We start from the raw sequence: 18,096 nt of genomic DNA on the forward strand, positions 1-18,096 counted from the left end.
ATTAAAGCTGAGGCTAGCGAGCTCGTTAAATATCTAAAGCAGCAGCAAATTGAGTTGATGATTATGTCTGGCGATTTTATCCCAGTTGTAAAATCAATTGCTGAGAAAATTGGCATTGCTCCAGAGTTTGCTTTTGGTGAGTTAAGTCCCGAAGCAAAGGCTAGTGAAATACGGAAACTGTCTTATGCTGGCTTTATTGGAGATGGCGTAAATGATGCCTTGGCGATGAAGACCGCCTATCTCGGGATTGGCCTGCAGGGCGGGATTGAATCGAATTTCGAAGTTGCTGACGTTTATCTCTTGAATGGCGATCTTCAAAACGTCGTGGATTTATTTGCAGCTGCAAAGCGGACTCTTAGGTTAGTGAAGCGAAATATCCTACTGGCGGCTTGCTATAATACACTTGCCGCACCACTAGCCGCATGTGGATACATTAATCCGATATTTGCTGCCTTTGTTATGCCACTTGCTTCGCTCACGGTAATTAGTTCTACACTACTTAGCAAACCATTTAACTGCGCTGTCGCGCGGGGGAAGTAATTTTGTGGGTGTAATTTATTTTTTATTACCACTTTCTTTGTTGTTAGCCGGGATTGGCTTTGGGGCCTATTTCTGGGCGGCACGTAGGGGGCAGTTTGATGATTTAGAGACGCCCCCGCAGCGAATTATTTTTGACGACGATCAAGAGTGATTTTGTTGAAATTCTGGAACATCTTCGTGGGGCTCTAGCAAAATCATTTCAATCGATACTCCCGGACCGATACCCAAGACGAGGGCATATGACCCAGGAATTGACGCTGTTGAATCTAAATCGTAAAAGCCAATTGTAGTGTAATTAATCAACAGAATCTAGCTGTTGCCATTGAAGTTCAAAAACTGTTTGCATTGTTTCAAAGAAATCAGGGTGGTCGATCTTAATTGTCATTAGACCGTCGTCGGTATAGTGGGTGATGTTAACAACGCCATCGCGCATAATGATGTTAGATATAATCGCAGTTTGCTGATTTAGAATCTTAACGTGATGATGCGGGTTGCAAATATTTTTCACATACCACCTGGTTATCGGCCCATCGACTGCAAGTTCACGAATTTTAAAGCGCTTTGCGCTAGTTGTCTTTAAAAATGGTAGCACACCCTGCTTAGTATGCTCATTAATTGCAATGTTTGGATTAAAAATTGCACAAAATCCTCCACTACTTGCAAATTCAAAATGTTGTTTCCAGGCGGCGGCAGGTGAATCATAGGTTAACACCGAGTAATCGATCACTTCCGAGCCGGCAGGAGTGGAGATTTTTTTTAACTCGCCTGTCATTAATTCTGCCGCGCGCGAGACACGCTCAAATTCCGACCGTGCATTGGCTTGTAATATTTTGGGGATTTCCTGTGTCGAAACAGCACTGAAAAAAGTTATACTCTTGTTGCTCGTTTTGCGAACTAGGTTTTTATCAATTAAGTTCTCAAGGATTGAATAAACTGTTGGACGCTTGATGCTCGTTCCTTTGGCAATAATTGCTGCACCACGCGGACCGCGCGTAAGTAAATAAGTGAGCACCTCTTGCTCGCCCTGATTTAGTCCACAGTCTTTAAATAGCTTCTCTAGCATACGCTCGATGAGGGTGTTGTCGAAAATGTATCAACAAAATAATAGCAGATATAACGCAGTAAATACAAGGAAATTTCGACAATTCTTGCTACTGTCGTTGATTGAAAACCAACAATTCATAGAATGAGCCCTGAATACGGGGTGAATATTATGAGACAGATTGTTTTACTAATTGTTTTCATTGCAGTTAACATCGCATCAGCCGACCCAATCAAGGTCGGTATGCTTGCGCCACTCAGTGGTGATTTTGCATCCTATGGAAAAACCATGCAGGATGGAGTTAATCTTGCAGTTAAGGATCTGGCTCGAGCAGGAATTGAAGTTAAGGCCTATTTCCAAGATGCCTGCTTAGGAGCAGGTGTCAATACGGCAGTCAATGACCTAATTGGCTTAAAGCATATTGATGCAATCGTTGGAAACTTTTGCGTTGCCGCAATGCCAATTGCAGCACCACTAATCAATCAACATCAACTCTTCACAATTCATTCCGCGACAGCAACGGATAAGATCTTAAACGCAAGTCCTTATATCTTGAGTATCAATGGTGCAGTTAAGGTTGAGGCGGAGAAAATTGCCGAGTATGCTGCACTTAAGCTCCGCGCAAAAACAGCTGCGATTTATTATATCGGAACAGATTTTGGTGAAGATTATCAGCGCTATTTTAATGAGCGCTTCAGTAAACTTGGTGGAACGGTAGTTGGGAGTTACCTTAATGCTGTAGGTGACAATGACTTTCGCAGTGCTATCTTACTCTCAAAAGCAAAACAACCAGACGTGATTTTTGCAGTGCATTTAGGAAATACTTTGGGCCTGCTTTTGAAGCAAATCCGTCAAGTCGGAATGACTCTTCCCGTGCTTGGAGTCTATGAAGCTGAAGATCCTTCAATCGTTGAAGTTGCAGGAAAAGCGGCCGAAGGGCTTACATTTTATCGACCCGATCACGAAAGTTTCTTGGAAAATTCTGTGCGTAAACACTTCGTCACGGATTTTAAGGCAGCATTTGGTTATGAACCTGGAGTGCTTGCTGCAAATGCGTATGACGGAACGATCTTAGCTGTGCAGGGGATTAAGGCTTGTCAGCGTGCTCATGCATCTACTGCGCTTGGAGATTGTGTGGCAGCTCAAATTAAAGCAGAAGCAAGCATCGTCGGAGCATCGGGGAGTTTTAATTTTAGTAACGATCGACAAGCCAGTCGTGGATTGATTTTGATGCAAGTTACCGCAGGGCAGTTTGTTAAGGTAGCTTCAGCTCATTAACGAATGTGCTAAACGGTAAGACGCGAACGTTTTTCTCTGCCGACCCGTAATCTTTTGCTCCCAAGTGAACTTGGTATATTAATGAAAGATTAGATCTTTCGCGAAAATATTTTAAGTATGGGCTAACTGTTTTCTCTCCAGTTTTGCATTCGACTGCGAAAACTGGTTTTTTATCTTTAATCACGACAAAATCACATTCGCGCTTATCGAAATCACGTAGAAATCTCAATTCCATTTGGTAGCCTTGAGTGTCTTGAATAAAATGACAGTATTTTAATAAATGCGAGGCCACCAGGTTTTCAAACCTAGGGCCCCCAGCTGGACTCATTGACCAGTCCCAAAAATAAAGTTTTCGCTCTTTCTTTACTGCGCGGACTTTTGGCGGTCCATAAGGTAAAATGCGAAAACAGTAATATAAGTTCTCCAGCATCTGTATCCAGGATTCGACTGTTTGCGGGGCTACCTCTAAATCCTCAGCTAGGCTTTTGACTGATAAGGGCGAGCCAACTCTTTGTGGAAGGGCATCAATTAATAATTCGATTAAGGAGATTTCTTGGACTCGATGCAAATCTCTTAGATCTTCATAGAGAACGCGAGTAGTTCGCTCTAGAGACCAACGCCTCCAGTTTAGTTCTGTTCCGGAAAAAAATGGTTCGGGGAATCCACCGAATTTTAAAAGCTGGGCTAGGTCGCTCTTTGATGCTTTTGTAGTAAGCTCGCCCAACGTCAGCGGGTGTAGGCGATAATAATGATAACGCCCGTGTAAAGAATCACCACCTTTACGGTAATAATCCAGTCGCGCAGAGCCTGTGACAATTAATTTTTTTTGCGGATAATGCTGATCGTAAAATCCTTTCACCAGCGTGCGCCAACGTTTATATTTATGAACTTCATCTAATATAATTAACTTTTCTTGCTGTGCGAATTCTAAATTCTTAATTAGAGTACGCTGCTTTAAGATATCCCAATTGTAGTATGCCGGATGTTGTTTTGAGGCTTGGTTAAGTAGATTGAGTGCTAGAGTGGTTTTTCCAACTTGTCTAGGGCCATCAAGGAAAACCATTTTCTTCTCAAGATCTTTGTCGATATATGGTTCAAGATAACGTTGATTGCGCATAAGATATTTGCATGAGTAAAGTAAGTATACCTTTAAATTGCTCATGAGTAAAGTAAATGTACCTTTAATTTACTCATGGGTAAGTGCCGGGTAAATATCGGAAATTATTAGTTAACAGAGCACGGAGTAACCGCGAAGGATCGCAAGAACGAGGCGGCACTAAAATAGTCTCTAGGAAAACCGGGAATTTTCGAAATTAGCTTTGCTGTTATAGCAGGGTGAGGCGGCTTTAGATTAACACATGGAAAACCTAAATCTGCCTCACCCTAGCTAGTGCCATTGACGCTAATAGCCGCCGAAGTGTTCATCCTTGGAAGCAACAGCAAGTCCTATGGACACACAGGTGGCGACTGACGCAATCAAAGAGGCAATTGCGGCAATGCCTCCGATTAAAAACAGCGGTCCCTGTTGCATGTTCAAAAAGAGCATCGGGAAGATGATCGCTAGTGGTAACGCGAAGCCGTACCATTTGTTTTCATGCTTTCTGTCGTCAAGGGCTCTGATAACACGGCCAAGTACAAAGCAGAGCAGCATCCCCGTAAACATGCTGACAACAAAAATGCTCCGTGAGGGAAAGGCAAAGTTTTTTGCGGCACCGATGCAAAGCATCTGTAGTGATAAGATAAGCACGGCGAGATCTAAGCCAAGGTTGTAAATTACGTTTACGAGCAACCAGTCCCAACCTTTGGCAGACAACGATTTGAATGTGATAACATTAGTCATTTTTTTACCTACCACTCCTTCTGCAGTCGAACGAGTGCTAGGTAAAACTAAAAAACCTAAACAAAACAGCCTCTACCCAAGTAAGCAGTTTAATCCGTGCTGAATAAATTTTCAAGATTGGATCAAAGAAGTGAGAGAATCAGGACACTCAAGAATAATATAAAAGTGTGCACGCCTAGGTCTCCCTAGACGTGCAACTAACGACAGTGACTCGAACCTTTTTCTTACATGTGTGCGCCTTCGGGTCCGGGACACCAAGTTTCTCCGCTCAGCTCGCAGGCTTGATTGAGCATTGCACCCATGATTTCGAAAGCGCCATTCCAGAATTCTGGTTGCGTTGGATCGAGACCAAAAAGTTCAGCGATTTGCTCGAATGTCTTTGAACCACCAGCTTCAAGCGCTTGGATTAAAGTTGCTTCGAACCGGTCACCCAATTCGTCGCGCTTACTCCAAATCCCAAGCGACATGCAAATGCCGGCAGCATAGGCGTAGACGTAAAGCGGCCAATCAATGAAGTGGTGCACGTAGGCCCACAGCGCATCAGTGTCGCTGAAGTCAAAGACCTCGCCGTCTTCGCCGTAGAGTTCGTGCAAGGATTCTTGCCAGAACCGCGTTACTTGTTCGAGCGAGACTTGGCCGTCACGCCGTGCCGTGTGGAACTTTTCTTCGAACAAAGCAAAGCCCATTTGGCGAACTGCCGTTGAGAGGAAGTCCGAAATGGCCGACATCAACACGTGCACTCGCTCTTGGTCGTTGGCACAGCGCTCAAGCATGAGCGAAAGTGCTACTACCTCAACCAAGGTTGAAGCTGTTTCCGCAAGCGGAAGCGGCGCATCCATGAGTAGCGGTCCTTGAGCCTTACCGGCGAGCATGAAATGCACGCCATGTCCGAGTTCATGCGGGACCGTGAGCGCGTCTTTTGGCGATCCTTGATGGTTGTAGAACATGTACGCCCTGACAGATCCACCAGGGAAACATCCGCCTTCGCAGAATGCACCCGAGCCCTTGCCTTTGTAGTTCGGAGCGTCGCTCCATGGCTGAACCATTAATGCTTGCATTTCTGCAAGCATCTTCGGGCCGATCGCGGCGAAGGCTTCTTCTGCGAGCTTCACTGCATCGCCCCAGGGGACGAGCGTGTCGCTGCCATACGGCACCCAGAGCCTGTCGGACCAACGAAGCTTATCCACGCCGCGATGTGCGGCAACGAGTTTGTAGTAACGACTGACAATTTCTCGCCCAGCACCCTGCATTGCTGCAGAGAGCGCGTCGAAGCTTGCCGGAGAGAAGTTATTGTCGAGGTGCTTGTGAGCAAACACACCTGAGTACCCGCGTCTCCCATCGACCATTGCGACTTCTCCCGCTATTGCATTGAGCGCAGCGAGAGCTGTTGGCACAAGTTTCTCAGCTAATGCGCTGTTTAAGCAGCACATTGCCGTTTGTCTGCGGTCATGATTTCCATCGCTGCCCATGATGTTCAGCGCAGTTATGACGTCTCCAGTCATCGGCTCGTCAAAGCCGGGGCCTTCGATCGTAAATGTAACGCCAGCCATAACCGCTTGGTAGTGAGCTGACCACGATTGGACGAGCGGTCCGTAAGTAGCAATAAGACTTTCTTCTTCTGCAGTCAGAAGATGCTCACCGCGTTTGCGGATGAGCATGACGTAGGGGACGAGTCGAGAAGCTTTTTCGTCCATGCCGAGAGTTTCGATTACTTCTTCCGGTAAGCCGGCAATTTCGATCTCCCACCATGACATATGTTCGCCCCAGGCAGACTGCACGCGCTCGCTCAGAGTTTCTTTCAGAGCTTTCCGAGCATCGTCAGTGACGTCGAGTTGATAAGTGAGATTGGCGAACATCATAAACTTCACGCTAAGTTTTTTCAGTTCTTCCAACTCGAGTAAGGCTGGGGCGAGGTCGCTGGCGAGTTTGCCGCGATACTTAGCCGCAAATTGTCGGAGACCTTCGACGTAGGTCTTGAGATCCGCCATAATTTGCGGATCGTCTATGCCTTGGTAGAGGTCTGATAGGTCGAAGCACACGTTTCCGGCGCCGAGGTCTTGTGTTGCGCTGCCGCCAGGTTGGCCGGCAGCCATTGCGAGAGAGAGTAGCCTATGCATTGTTTTCCTTCTGGGCTTGTTTGACGAAGACGACAGTGGTTTCCTGTCTTAAAACCTGTGAGTCATCTGTCACTTTGCAAGTACGAGACGGATGCAGCCTCTAAAGTGACAGTTAGATTAAATTTTTACCCGGATTTAATTTTCAGAGATCATGCGCGGCAAGGCTTTCTATGTTACTAAAGCATAGGGCCGATAGTCAAATTTGCAATTGGTAGGAAAGGCATAGAGAGCTCAATAAAATAATAAGGCGACCTCTACTTATTATCATAAGGCGATCTTGGAGATTTAAGATACGCAGTGTTAAATCATACAGTATTGCTATCGAAGTGGAACGTCAGTTGTAATCACGCCATATCCTGCAGGGCCATAATAAATATCTTTCGATCCAGTCTGAAAAGCAGCTTTTCCAAGATTCAGTTTTTTCTGTTCTAATGATTTTTTTATGGCTAATTTGCTTGATTCAACCGTTGCCTGCTGCGCATAGTTCTTCGGTTTTGGGATAAATTTACCGGCAGTAATGTCGGCAATATTTGCTAAATCTCCAGCAGTAGCTGTGCTATCTGAAGTTGCAATTTTATACGCGGAACGTCCAGCCTGATACCACTCGGTTCCATCCTTAAGAGCTTTTAAGGCTCGCATTCCACGAACTTCAAGTGCCGTAATCGGCACGAAAGATAAAATGTTTCCTGCGACTTCAGCAAAATTGTCCAGATCTTGTAGTGCTTTGTCTCCACGAGCATTCCGCACGGCTTGGTACAAGATCTGATCTTTTTTGTTGTAAGGGTTTAATTTATATGAGGGTACGTTTAATAGTTGTTTCTGGGGAATCCGCTCGACGAATTTACGGTAGTTTGCTAGTTCGATTGCTTCTCTCTGCGTTTCAACAAAAAAGTTTGAGGAGATTTGTAGTTGTATTTGTGGAATACGTGCAGTGACTGTTCCCATACTTTGCTGATATGTCTGAATTGCACGATATACTGGATTTAAGTCCACAATATAATTTCCTTCTTGAGTAACTCCGACCGCGCTGACTGTGATACTCCAAATCATTGGTGAAAGACTTGACGGGCCTGCTGGATAGGTAGGTACGTTATACTGAGTTGGTTGAAACTTTGGTTGATCGTCGCCAGGTGGCATATCGAAATGTCCCGTCGGGTCGATTAAATTTAATGGGTTGTTGTTTACATAGCTATATTGATTATAGCTTTGTGTGTTGAAAGGATCGGGCACCAGTTTGTCGCTGGAAACAAATTTCTCGATTTCAGGGTCAAACATGCGAGCACGCATATCGATCAATCCAATCTTTCCTAGATGTCTATGTCCAGTAAAACCTTTACGGTTAGGCTGATTGTTCGCTTGCCCCGGTGCACCAAAGGGTTTGTACGTGAATGTCTGGGCTAGATTTCCAGCAAGATTACTTTTAGCAGTAATTGAACCGATGTTATCATGGTGTAAATAATTGACAGTAATGGCTTTAGTCCCGGTAGTTGAACTTACTTCCGAATGCGTAGCAATAGGAAGATTCCCAAGATAGATATAGCGATCGCGCCCGAATGTTTCGGATGTTACTGTTTCTTCTTGGAGTTCACCGATATGAATAGTTTTATAACTCGGATTCAAAGCATCTGAAGACATGCTCTTCTCTTCAAAGGCGTTAAATCTAAATCTCAAATCTGATGTGCCGTCGAAAGCCCCTAGCGGCAAGTCTCTAGAATCCCAAGCGTAGTTCCTTCCATTCCCCGTGTTCATATTACCAGCAGCGTCATAACTAAACGTTTTTGTTCCAGTATTTGTATTAATTGCAGTTACGGCATGTGGTTGCGTTGGGGAGTATTGATAATTCCAAAATTCTACAGTTTGAGCTTGAAAATCATAAAATTCTTTCGTCTGTAAATTGCCAATTTCATCATATGTGCGAGTTGTTGGATACCAGCACAGCACTAAATTACATGATGTATCAAGTGTTAAACGATCCAAGATGTCGTATTGAAATGGCTCAAACGTGAATGTTCGGTTATCATTTCTAGCGATCACGCGCCCGATATTGTCATACGCATAATCTAAATACTGCACTGCTGTAGTTGAATTTTTACCTGCTTTAATTGCGTTTGCTTCTCCTGTAATCGCATCATAGTCAATTTGATTTACGACGCCGTTGCCATAAGTAAAATTTGTAAGCTCATCTAAAGCTGTCATTTGATTAATGCTGGCATAATTTGCATTTGTTTGAGCGTTGAAAACGCGGTCTATGTATCCTCGAGCGTTATATCCATAACCGACTTTGAAAATTGGGGTCCCTGGATAGGTGATCGAATTCATTCGGCCAGCTGAATCATATCCGTAAGAACGCGTATAGGTTGTAGACTGAATTTTATCTTTGATTGTCGTTAATCTTGTTAAATTATCATACCCGAGCTGTACTAAGTCTCCAGAGGGACTTGTTGCTGATTCAAGGGTTCCGAGCTTAGAAATGTCATATTGCCAATTAGTCGCACCATCTGGAGCAACACGCGAGACCAGGCGACCCAATAAATCGTAGCCATAGTTAATTTGTAATCCGCGCGAATTGTTTTCTTGCAATAACTCGCCCAATACGTTGTATCTGTAAGTTGTTAAGCCGCTATCGGGAGAGCTTAAGCTTAGGCGTAGCCCAAAGTCATCAGTATCAATCGTGGTAATATTATTTTTTGCATTAGCAGTTTTATAAAGATTGCCTCCAGCGTCATATTTATAGCTTTGCCAAGAGACTAGGTTGGAGTTTGTGGCATCAATCTCTTTGACCTGAATGACTTGGCCGATATCGTTATAAATTGTTTGCCTGATATGATTTTGTGGAAGCTGTTGTTCGATAACTTGCCCGAATCCGTTTGTAGTCACGATTGGATTTGAGACTAAATTTGTTGCAGGAGCAGCCCATGAGAATGTAGAACTAGCGCCGTTAGGATCCTGCGCAAGATTGATACGATCGAGAATATCATAGCCATAGATAAAAGTAGGTGGATTAGGATTTGTCTGATAATAAGGATCGGTCATCCGGACTAGTCGGAATGAATTATCAAAGATATTATCTTTAAATATTAAGGTTCCATCGAAACCCTCTCTCGTTGTCCGTACCGCTCTACCTAAGATGTCGTATTGAACGTACTTTTTTGGTCGTCCAGTCTGGATTATGCTTACTCCATGGTTAAATGTCGGCAAGATAGTGCCAGCCTGAGGAAATGCACAATAATCTATCGCAATGCTTGTATTATCCGGCATGAATACACCTGTCGATCTGCCGAACCCGTCGTAGCTATATGAGCTGACTAAACCATTAGGGTCAGTATATGATAATAGAGCGCCAAAGCGTGAATCAAATTGCATTGAAGAAATGTGACCGAGTGCATTTGTAGCCGCAGTCATAAAGCGGCCATTCGGCTCAAACGTAAAATTTTCAGCACGAGGATTGATGTTCGATCCTGAGACATTGTCTTGTAAAATGTTGCCGTAACTGTCATAGGCAAAATCATTCACTAAATTACTTGTTGAGCCTGCAGTATTCCATGACAAAGTTGTTCGATCGAGCAACCTTTGTGCCAGATTCCACTGGTTAACCCTAGTTTCTGTTTTTGAGGTTACTCCTGTTGCTGACGATGTCTTAGTGATTTTAAGCGGCAGCCCAAGATTCCAGGTTAAGCTATTATTTGAATAGCTAGTAGTAATTGTTGAGTTAAAATCCGAAGAAGCGGTTTGGATATTTTGTGAAACTACGTTGTCGAATTGATCATAGTTGTAGTTTGAATGCAGCCGACTTTTCATCTGCGAATTCAACTCATACTGAGTAGTAATATTTGAAACAGGTTTGATGCGAAAATATAGACTGCCTACAGCATTTACTCCCCAGCTTGTAGAATCAATGACAACTGGCGTATAGCTGCCATTATTTAGTTGATCGACCGAGAAAATGCTTTCAGATTGCGTTCCGGTTAGTGGAAACTTTTGATTGTAAGTTTGGACTAGTCTATGCCTTCGTAAATTATCACTAAAAGTTATCTTATTAAATCCAAGCAAGCCACGGCTAACATTATATTTCCCTCCTACATAGCCGTAGTCATGAGTATAAATTTGCTCCTGGTCGTTGTAGAAATTACTCGTTTCCTTAGTTTGGCTGACAACATACCAAGAACCGCGTTGTTCTCTAGTGTAAAGTTCTGCGCTGGATGGCACTGATTGAGGAGTGTAAATTGAATCGTCGCTGGTTGGCTTATAGTTAATACTTAAATTTCGACCATAACCATTGCGCACATTAACTAATTTATCCGGGAAGACAATCGCGTTAGAAAACCAGGCTGAGGCTGAGTTAGCCGAGTCACGTGTAAATTGTATAATGTCAGCCCGGCCATCACCATCAACATCACCGAATGCAAATTCATCGATCGGTGAGGCGAACGGGTTTTGTCCGCCAAAATTGCTAATTAACTCAAAATTTGTATCACGTGATAGATATAAATCAGCATTGCCATTTGTTCTAAACACTAACAAGTCTGTTCGTCCATCTCCATTGAAATCGAGTAGGCGAGCTCTGAACTCATATTTGTTTCCAGCATCGATAATTGCTTTACTATCCGTGATAGCATGGGCCATTTCTAATCTTCTACCAGTGGAGTGAAATACACGGGTGAATGTATCGCCCTGAGTTGGACTGTAATCAAACAGCATCATGTCAGTTAGTCGATCGCCATTGAAGTCCCCAAGTTGAATTACCGTATAGTCGTTTTGATACTTGATATAATTTATACCTTGGATGTGTTCGAAATTTGTACCTGTCGACCTAAACACATCAATCGTTCCATAAATTCCACCGGTATAAGGTTGATGCACAATTACATCTGACATCCCGTCGCCGTCAAAATCACCAACTTGAACAAGATCGACTGAAGGAAAGGGCATATTCGCATCGCCCCAGCGATAAGGTCCAATGAAGCTAGATCCGGATGATAGCCATACATCGGCATACCCAGAATCTTCTTCTTCGGGAAACATTAATAAGTCGGTTCGACCATCACCATTTACGTCTCCAAGGATGAATCTTCCAGGATCAGAAGTTGCATGAGCCCAGATACCTTGAGAAATAAATTTCGTGCCATCAGATAGCCAGACATGCCCGGCATTTTGCGTGGGATGTTTTTTACTATATGCGATTTGTATGACATCAGACTTCCCATCTCCATTGAAATCACCAATTCGATCTTGCCAAAGATCCCCGAATCCACTTCCCCACGGATTTGTTGCTGACTGTGAAACAAATGTGCTCCCATCAGACAGCGAAACATGGCCTTCGCGATTATGGAGTTGAGCAAACTGAACTACGTCAGTTTTTCCATCGCCGTTAAAATCTCCGAGTTGCGCCTCATGCTGCTCCCATTTCTTTTTACTGAATGAAAAACGGTAAGAAACACCAGCGTTGATCATCACGCTCGTGCTTGTGTAGTTAGGTGTATTCGAGTGGACAACTCCTACGCCTAGCGGAAAACCAAAACCCCATTCGTCTTTAAAGCGTTTATGCCCCTTGATTGTATGGCGGCCACCGTATCCTGAGCCGACTACTCCTTGATAATTAGCTTGGAAATTGGAATTTGGGTCGTCACTCCAAGTTAAAATTGTTGGATTTAAGCAGATCCCATTTGCATCACAACGCTGTATTGCTTTTAGCCTTGAAGATTCTGAGACGTTACTTAATTCATAACTGAGTTTATACTGCGATGCCAATTGACCAGATGTAGAGGTGAAGATATCTGTGAGGAGTGCTGTGACCGGAACGGTTGCTCCGCCTTGGTAATCTGTTTGAGTATCGACTCGGTTAAACGAGTATACAAAGCGGATATTATTATACGCAGGGGTAATCGTGCTGCAAGTTCCAGGCAATGATCCACTTGTAAGATTTAAACTGCAAAGTCCTGTGTAAGCGATTGAAGTGAGCCATGCCTCACCTGTTGGTGTCGATGGTTTACCATAGCTTAATTCAATGAATTTTCCTTGGCGATCGATAATACGACTCAAGGCCCATTCCCTGATTGGTACCTCATTGCCAACAGGATTCCCTGGCAAACCAACAGCTTCAATTCTCCCAGAGCTTGAACTACTGTTCCCACCGTATTCGAGAATCATGCCATCTTTGGTATAGACTCTAAAATATTGAGGGCCGTAATACTGGCCGACAGTAATTCCATGTGAAGTCACTAGTGAGAAGCTATCTGGATTAGTTCGATAGCGCGCATTATTGCCTCCATTAGCACCGGTTACAGCAACTAAGCGTTTCCCGTCTAAACAGTATCTGTCGAATTGATTAAATTTAATTCCTCCTGGGAAACCATCTTGCAATAATGTCGCTGGGCAGCGAGTAATTACAGATAGTCCTTTAATCTTCCAACCAATTCCAAGCTGACCGTTAGTAGGTAAACTGGAATAGTTGAGAGATAAACTTGGCATTAGTCCATTTGAGCCTGGGGGTAATTCGATCGGAATGTCGTAATGCGCCTGACCTTGGTAGTCCACATCTAGAGCGCCATCGAGGGTGCCTCGTGAACAGCTATTTGATTGTGCGTTTGAAAAAGTGTGTGCCTGATTGATTACGTCAACGGCTAGATCATTTAAATCGTAAGGGTCTCGATCGGTTTTGTCGTCTTGCGCTAAAGCAGTAGTTATTGATTGAGCGATTAGGAATAAAGTAAATACGTAAACGTACTTTTTGAACATAAAGCCAAACCTCCACTGCAACTTACTCAAGCAAAGCACTAATCTGAGAATAAATCAAAGTCTAGGATAGTCGAATGATTGTTCGGTCAAGCGTGCTGAAAAAGTGCTATGACAACTAGAGCAATCATCCCAATGAAAAACGGAGGTGTTGGGATGCAAAACCTCCTGGTCGGTGTCTGACAGCGTAGACTTGCTTTAGCGCTGCCAAAACAATGATTTCTCAAAGGCCTTGCGCGCAGCGGGCAATGTGCAGAACGTAATCGTTACCATCACTAGCAATACTAGAAATGGATAGAGAAACTTGTCACCCGGGTTTCCTCTAAACTTTTCATTACGCGCGTCTGCAATCCAGTATGTGACAGCAACGGCAATGACTGTAGCGATCATGTAGCCATGAATAGGCCAGAGGATAATCGAAATTTGCACTTCGGCAAGTAGCACGGACATCAGTAAGCTTGCTGCTATGCAGCACAAGATCAGAGCGAGGAAAGTGTAAAAATATTTATCACTCGATTTGATGCCAGCCTGGAGTTCTTGCTTACTGCTGATTCGATACGCGATGCGCATAATTGTCAAAGTCGCGAGGCAGAAAAAAATTAACCCCGGCCAAGTTGTGAATGAGAGTTCCATCTTTAATCACCTTTTTGCACTTCCAGTAACTAAACTGAAAATCCAGAAAGGTGATTTGATTCCAATCCACTAAGGGGCTCAACCTTCTAATCCCAACTACCCGTGATTAGTATACACATGGAAACTTTTCATGTCTGCTGCTAGGCTCCGCTCTGCGCTCTTTCTGAATGAGTAACGTTCAAGGAAGTCTCAGCAAAATAGCTAGTGAGAATTCTCTAATTCTGATTGCTATAAGCATGAACTGGTGCGTTGTAATGATTGGAGATCGTTCGACTCATCAAATGCTCATGATATTCGCATTCAATTCACTCAAGACGACAGTCTCTTAGGCTATTTTGCTTGAGTTACAATATATTATATATATGTCGTGGGAGTGTGGACTCTCTCTCCGGGGACCCCCTTTTTCACTAATAATACTTATAATGATTTCGGTAGTATATGATTCCGTGGGACTGCCTGCCGAAGATCTAATTCCCAGTGTTTGACACTCGGGATTGAATAGTCTAGAACCCCGGCTCTTCCTTCAGGCCATTTAGCGGCGAGAGATTCCGCGTAGGTTCCCTGAGGGGTGAACTACGTTTAGCGTTTGAAAAATTTGTCGCTAAAGCGTTGATAACAATGACAATTAAAAAGGATTAAGGCGCAGAAATTTTTGCGCGCCAATTTTTACGATGCCAACCATTAATCAATTAGTACGTAAAGGTAGAACACAAGCGTCTAACCGTACCGCTTCTCCGGCATTACAAAACTGCCCTCAGAAGCGTGGGGTTTGCACTCGTGTTTATTCAACAACACCGAAAAAACCAAACTCAGCGTTGCGTAAAGTTGCACGTGTGCGTTTGACCAACGGAATCGAAGTCACAAGCTACATTCCCGGTGAAGGACACAACTTGCAAGAACACTCGGTCGTGATGATTCGCGGTGGTCGTGTGAAGGACCTTCCTGGTGTGCGTTATCACATCGTGCGCGGAAAACTTGACACTCAAGGTGTTAACGGCCGCAAGCAGAGCCGTTCTAAATACGGCGCGAAACGCCCTAAGTAAGAGCAGCTTAACAGGATTGTTAGAGTTTAAATTAACTTAATAAGAAGAGAACAAATATGTCACGTAAGAAAAGAGATTTCTCCCGTAAAGTTCTTCCTGATCCAAAATTTGGTATGGAGTTAGTTACTAAGTTTATCAACACCATGATGTGGCATGGTAAACGTAGCGTCTCCGAAGGCATTTTTTACGGTGCTTTAGATAAAATCCACGAAAAAATTTCCAAGGATCCGCTCGAAGTTTTTAACCAAGCAATGGAAAATGTGCGCCCACTTGTGGAAGTACGTTCTCGTCGCGTGGGTGGTGCAACTTATCAAATCCCAATGGAAGTACGTCCCGTGCGCGGCGACGCTTTAGCAGTGCGTTGGTTAATTCAAAATGCGCGCGACCGTGGTGAAAAAACGATGTTAGATCGCCTTGCGGCAGAATTTTTAGATGCTGCTTCAAACCGTGGCGGATCGGTGAAGAAACGTGAAGATACACACAAGATGGCTGAAGCGAACCGTGCGTTTGCTCACTATCGTTGGTAATTTTTTGCGATAGATTAATAGATTTTTAAGTTTTTAGTGAGGTAAGCGTGAGTTCTCAAATTCCTCTTTCGAGGGTTCGTAATATCGGAATCATGGCGCATATTGACGCTGGTAAGACTACTACCACGGAGCGCATCCTTTATTACACTGGTGTAAATTATAAAATCGGTGAAGTGCATGAAGGCGCTGCGACCATGGACTACATGGAGCAAGAGCAAGAGCGTGGAATTACCATTACCTCTGCTGCGACAACCTGTTCCTGGAAAGGTTCAGACAGCGACATGCCGCAACATCGCATCAATATTATCGATACACCTGGGCACGTAGATTTTACAATTGAAGTTGAACGGTCACTGCGTGTACTCGACGGCGCTGTCGCCGTATTTGACGCGGTCTCTGGCGTGCAGCCACAAACAGAAACTGTTTGGCGCCAAGCTAATAAATATAAAGTTCCACGAATTTGTTTTATTAACAAAATGGACCGTGCTGGCGCAGATTTCGATAAATGTATCAGCATGATTCGCGACCGTTTAAAGTGCCGACCAATTGCATTGCAACTCCCAATCGGTGCTGAAGATCAATTTAAGGGCATCGTCGACTTAGTTGCTAATCGCGCAATCCTTTATAAGGATGAAGCGCTTGGTGCTGAATATGAGTACGCTGAAATCCCTGAGGACATGAAAGCTGAAGTGCAAGCCGCGCGCACTGCTCTAATTGAAGCTGTTGCTGAGACAGATGATAAGTTAATGGAGAAGTATTTTGCCGGTGAAGAGCTTTCACAGACAGAAATGATTGCAGCGATCCGTAAGGCGACATTAAAGTTTGAAATCGTTCCAATCATTTGCGGAACTGCGTTCAAGAATAAAGGCGTTCAACCACTCTTAGATTGTGTTGTGCATTATATGCCATCACCTGAAGATCTGCCTCCAGTTGAAGGAGTTGATCCCGATCATAAGGAAAAAGTCTTAACCCGTGCGCCTAAGGACGATGAGCCATTTTCTGCAATTGCATTTAAGATTATCAACGACCCGCATGGGACGCTTTCTTTTATTCGAGTCTATTCGGGAAAACTTGAATCTGGTTCAACAGTGCTAAATGCCCGCACTGGCAAACGCGAACGCATTGGACGCCTTGTGAAAATGCATGCCAATAAGCGCGAAGAAATTAATATTGTCCAGACCGGAGATATTGGTGCGGCGATTGGTTTAAGAGAAGTAATTACCGGCGATACATTATGTGATCAGGACAAGGCAATTTTGCTTGAGCAAATGGAATTTCCAGAGCCAGTAATTTCAGTTGCGATCGAACCAAAGACTAAAGCTGACCAAGAAAAGCTCGGCGTGGCCTTGCAGAAACTTGCTGCGGAAGATCCTTCTTTCCGCGTGAGCACTGACCAAGAAAGCGGCCAGACGATTATTTCTGGAATGGGCGAATTGCACTTGGAAATTATTGTTGACCGCATGATGCGCGAACACAAAGTTGCGGCTAACGTCGGTAAGCCTCAAGTTGCTTACCGCGAAACTGTAACTGGTAGTGTTGAAGAAAATTACAAGTACGCGCGCCAAAGTGGTGGTCGAGGTCAATACGCGCATGTTGTCTTTAATTTACGTCCAGGCAAAACAACATCAGGATTTATCTTTAGTAACTTAATTAAGGGTGGCGCGATTCCGAAGGAATTCATTCCAGCGATTGAGAAGGGCATGACCGAAGCTCTTGCCGGCGGTGTGCTTGCTGGCTACCCAATGATTGACGTTGAAGTTGATCTGATAGACGGCACATACCATGATGTGGACTCGTCGGACATGGCATTTAAGATTTGCGGATCGATTGCAATCAAGGAAGCTGCCCGCCGTGCTGGCATGCAACTCCTCGAACCAATCATGAAGCTTGAAGTTGTAACGCCAGATGACTTCCTCTCTAATATTGTAGGGGATATCAACCGTAGACGTGGAAAAATCATGGGAATGAACGCCCAGGCAGGGGCCCAAGTGGTCGATGCCGAGGTGCCTTTGGCAGAAATGTTTGGTTATGCTACAGACTTGCGTTCGCAGAGCCAGGGTCGCGCAGTATTTACCATGCACTTTAGCCATTACTTCCCTGTTCCAGCACAAGTTGCTGAAGCAGTAGTTGGAAGCGCTAACGCACAGAAAAAATAGTTTTTAGATTTTTTGACAGAGAAGAAAAGGCAAACAAGGAGATTTAGATATGTCAAAAGGAAAGTTTGAGAGAAACAAGCCACACGTGAACGTCGGAACGATTGGTCACGTGGACCATGGGAAGACGAGTTTGACGGCAGCGATTACGAAAGTGGCAGCGGAAGCTGGGATGGGGGAGTTTCGAGCGT

The 18,096-nt window shown here is 44.2% G+C and carries 13 protein-coding genes; 7 read left to right on the forward strand and 6 right to left on the reverse strand.

Annotated features, from left to right (window positions below; all coding sequences use genetic code 11):
• On the forward strand, positions 1–540 hold a 540-nt coding region (locus JNK13_09620; protein MBL7662995.1), incomplete at its 5' end, for an HAD-IC family P-type ATPase.
• Positions 541–544: 4 nt separating this feature from the next.
• Positions 545–691, forward strand: a complete 147-nt coding sequence (gene ccoS / locus JNK13_09625; GenBank protein MBL7662996.1) for a cbb3-type cytochrome oxidase assembly protein CcoS — start codon at positions 545–547, stop codon at positions 689–691.
• A gap of 144 nt (positions 692–835) precedes the next feature.
• Here ccoS and JNK13_09630 read toward each other — a convergent pair whose 3' ends face one another.
• Entirely contained in the window at positions 836–1,603 is a 768-nt protein-coding gene (locus tag JNK13_09630) for a hypothetical protein (GenBank protein MBL7662997.1), read from the reverse strand.
• A 150-nt stretch (positions 1,604–1,753) separates the two neighbouring features.
• Here JNK13_09630 and JNK13_09635 point away from each other — a divergent pair, with 150 nt between their 5' ends.
• On the forward strand, positions 1,754–2,860 hold the full coding sequence (locus JNK13_09635) for an ABC transporter substrate-binding protein (GenBank protein ID MBL7662998.1): 1,107 nt from the start codon (positions 1,754–1,756) through the stop codon (positions 2,858–2,860).
• Here the strand turns inward: JNK13_09635 and JNK13_09640 are convergent.
• The 5 genes from JNK13_09640 to JNK13_09660 form a co-directional block, all read right to left on the reverse strand.
• Positions 2,838–3,977 (reverse strand): ATP-binding protein, encoded by a 1,140-nt coding sequence (locus JNK13_09640; protein ID MBL7662999.1) that lies wholly within the window; start codon positions 3,975–3,977, stop codon positions 2,838–2,840. The two genes, JNK13_09635 and JNK13_09640, sit on opposite strands and share 23 nt — an antisense overlap.
• Positions 3,978–4,262: 285 nt before the next feature.
• Entirely contained in the window at positions 4,263–4,700 is a 438-nt protein-coding gene (locus JNK13_09645) for a hypothetical protein (protein MBL7663000.1), read from the reverse strand.
• 224 nt (positions 4,701–4,924) lie between these two features.
• Positions 4,925–6,817 (reverse strand): hypothetical protein, encoded by a 1,893-nt coding sequence (locus tag JNK13_09650; protein MBL7663001.1) that lies wholly within the window; start codon positions 6,815–6,817, stop codon positions 4,925–4,927.
• A gap of 318 nt (positions 6,818–7,135) precedes the next feature.
• Entirely contained in the window at positions 7,136–13,552 is a 6,417-nt protein-coding gene (locus JNK13_09655; protein ID MBL7663002.1) for a VCBS repeat-containing protein, read from the reverse strand.
• Positions 13,553–13,747: 195 nt separating this feature from the next.
• Positions 13,748–14,182, reverse strand: coding sequence for a hypothetical protein (locus JNK13_09660; GenBank protein MBL7663003.1), 435 nt, complete (start codon positions 14,180–14,182; stop codon positions 13,748–13,750).
• A 671-nt stretch (positions 14,183–14,853) separates the two neighbouring features.
• Between JNK13_09660 and JNK13_09665 the strand changes: the two genes are divergently transcribed.
• The 4 genes from JNK13_09665 to tuf form a co-directional block, all read left to right on the forward strand.
• Complete coding sequence (locus JNK13_09665; protein ID MBL7663004.1) at positions 14,854–15,225, forward strand: 30S ribosomal protein S12; 372 nt, start codon at positions 14,854–14,856, stop codon at positions 15,223–15,225.
• 56 nt (positions 15,226–15,281) lie between these two features.
• On the forward strand, positions 15,282–15,752 hold the full coding sequence (gene rpsG / locus JNK13_09670) for a 30S ribosomal protein S7 (protein ID MBL7663005.1): 471 nt from the start codon (positions 15,282–15,284) through the stop codon (positions 15,750–15,752).
• Between the two features lie 47 nt (positions 15,753–15,799).
• The gene (fusA, locus tag JNK13_09675; protein MBL7663006.1) at positions 15,800–17,908 is read left to right on the forward strand and encodes an elongation factor G; all 2,109 of its coding nucleotides are present in this window, start codon (positions 15,800–15,802) and stop codon (positions 17,906–17,908) included.
• Between the two features lie 49 nt (positions 17,909–17,957).
• On the forward strand, positions 17,958–18,096 hold a 139-nt coding region (gene tuf, locus JNK13_09680; protein MBL7663007.1), incomplete at its 3' end, for an elongation factor Tu.

It is taken from the genome of bacterium (assembly GCA_016786595.1).
Taxonomy (GTDB): domain Bacteria; phylum Bdellovibrionota_C; class UBA2361; order SZUA-149; family JAEUWB01; genus JAEUWB01.

Coding starts and splice junctions, on each gene's coding strand:
- JNK13_09660 (MBL7663003.1), bottom strand. CDS start 14,182: ATGGAACTCTCATTCACAACTTGGCCGGGGTTAATTTTTTTCTGCCTC.
- JNK13_09635 (MBL7662998.1), top strand. CDS start 1,754: ATGAGACAGATTGTTTTACTAATTGTTTTCATTGCAGTTAACATCGCA.
- JNK13_09630 (MBL7662997.1), bottom strand. CDS start 1,603: ATGCTAGAGAAGCTATTTAAAGACTGTGGACTAAATCAGGGCGAGCAA.
- JNK13_09650 (MBL7663001.1), bottom strand. CDS start 6,817: ATGCATAGGCTACTCTCTCTCGCAATGGCTGCCGGCCAACCTGGCGGC.
- JNK13_09645 (MBL7663000.1), bottom strand. CDS start 4,700: ATGACTAATGTTATCACATTCAAATCGTTGTCTGCCAAAGGTTGGGAC.
- JNK13_09655 (MBL7663002.1), bottom strand. CDS start 13,552: ATGTTCAAAAAGTACGTTTACGTATTTACTTTATTCCTAATCGCTCAA.
- JNK13_09665 (MBL7663004.1), top strand. CDS start 14,854: ATGCCAACCATTAATCAATTAGTACGTAAAGGTAGAACACAAGCGTCT.
- rpsG (MBL7663005.1), top strand. CDS start 15,282: ATGTCACGTAAGAAAAGAGATTTCTCCCGTAAAGTTCTTCCTGATCCA.
- JNK13_09640 (MBL7662999.1), bottom strand. CDS start 3,977: ATGCGCAATCAACGTTATCTTGAACCATATATCGACAAAGATCTTGAG.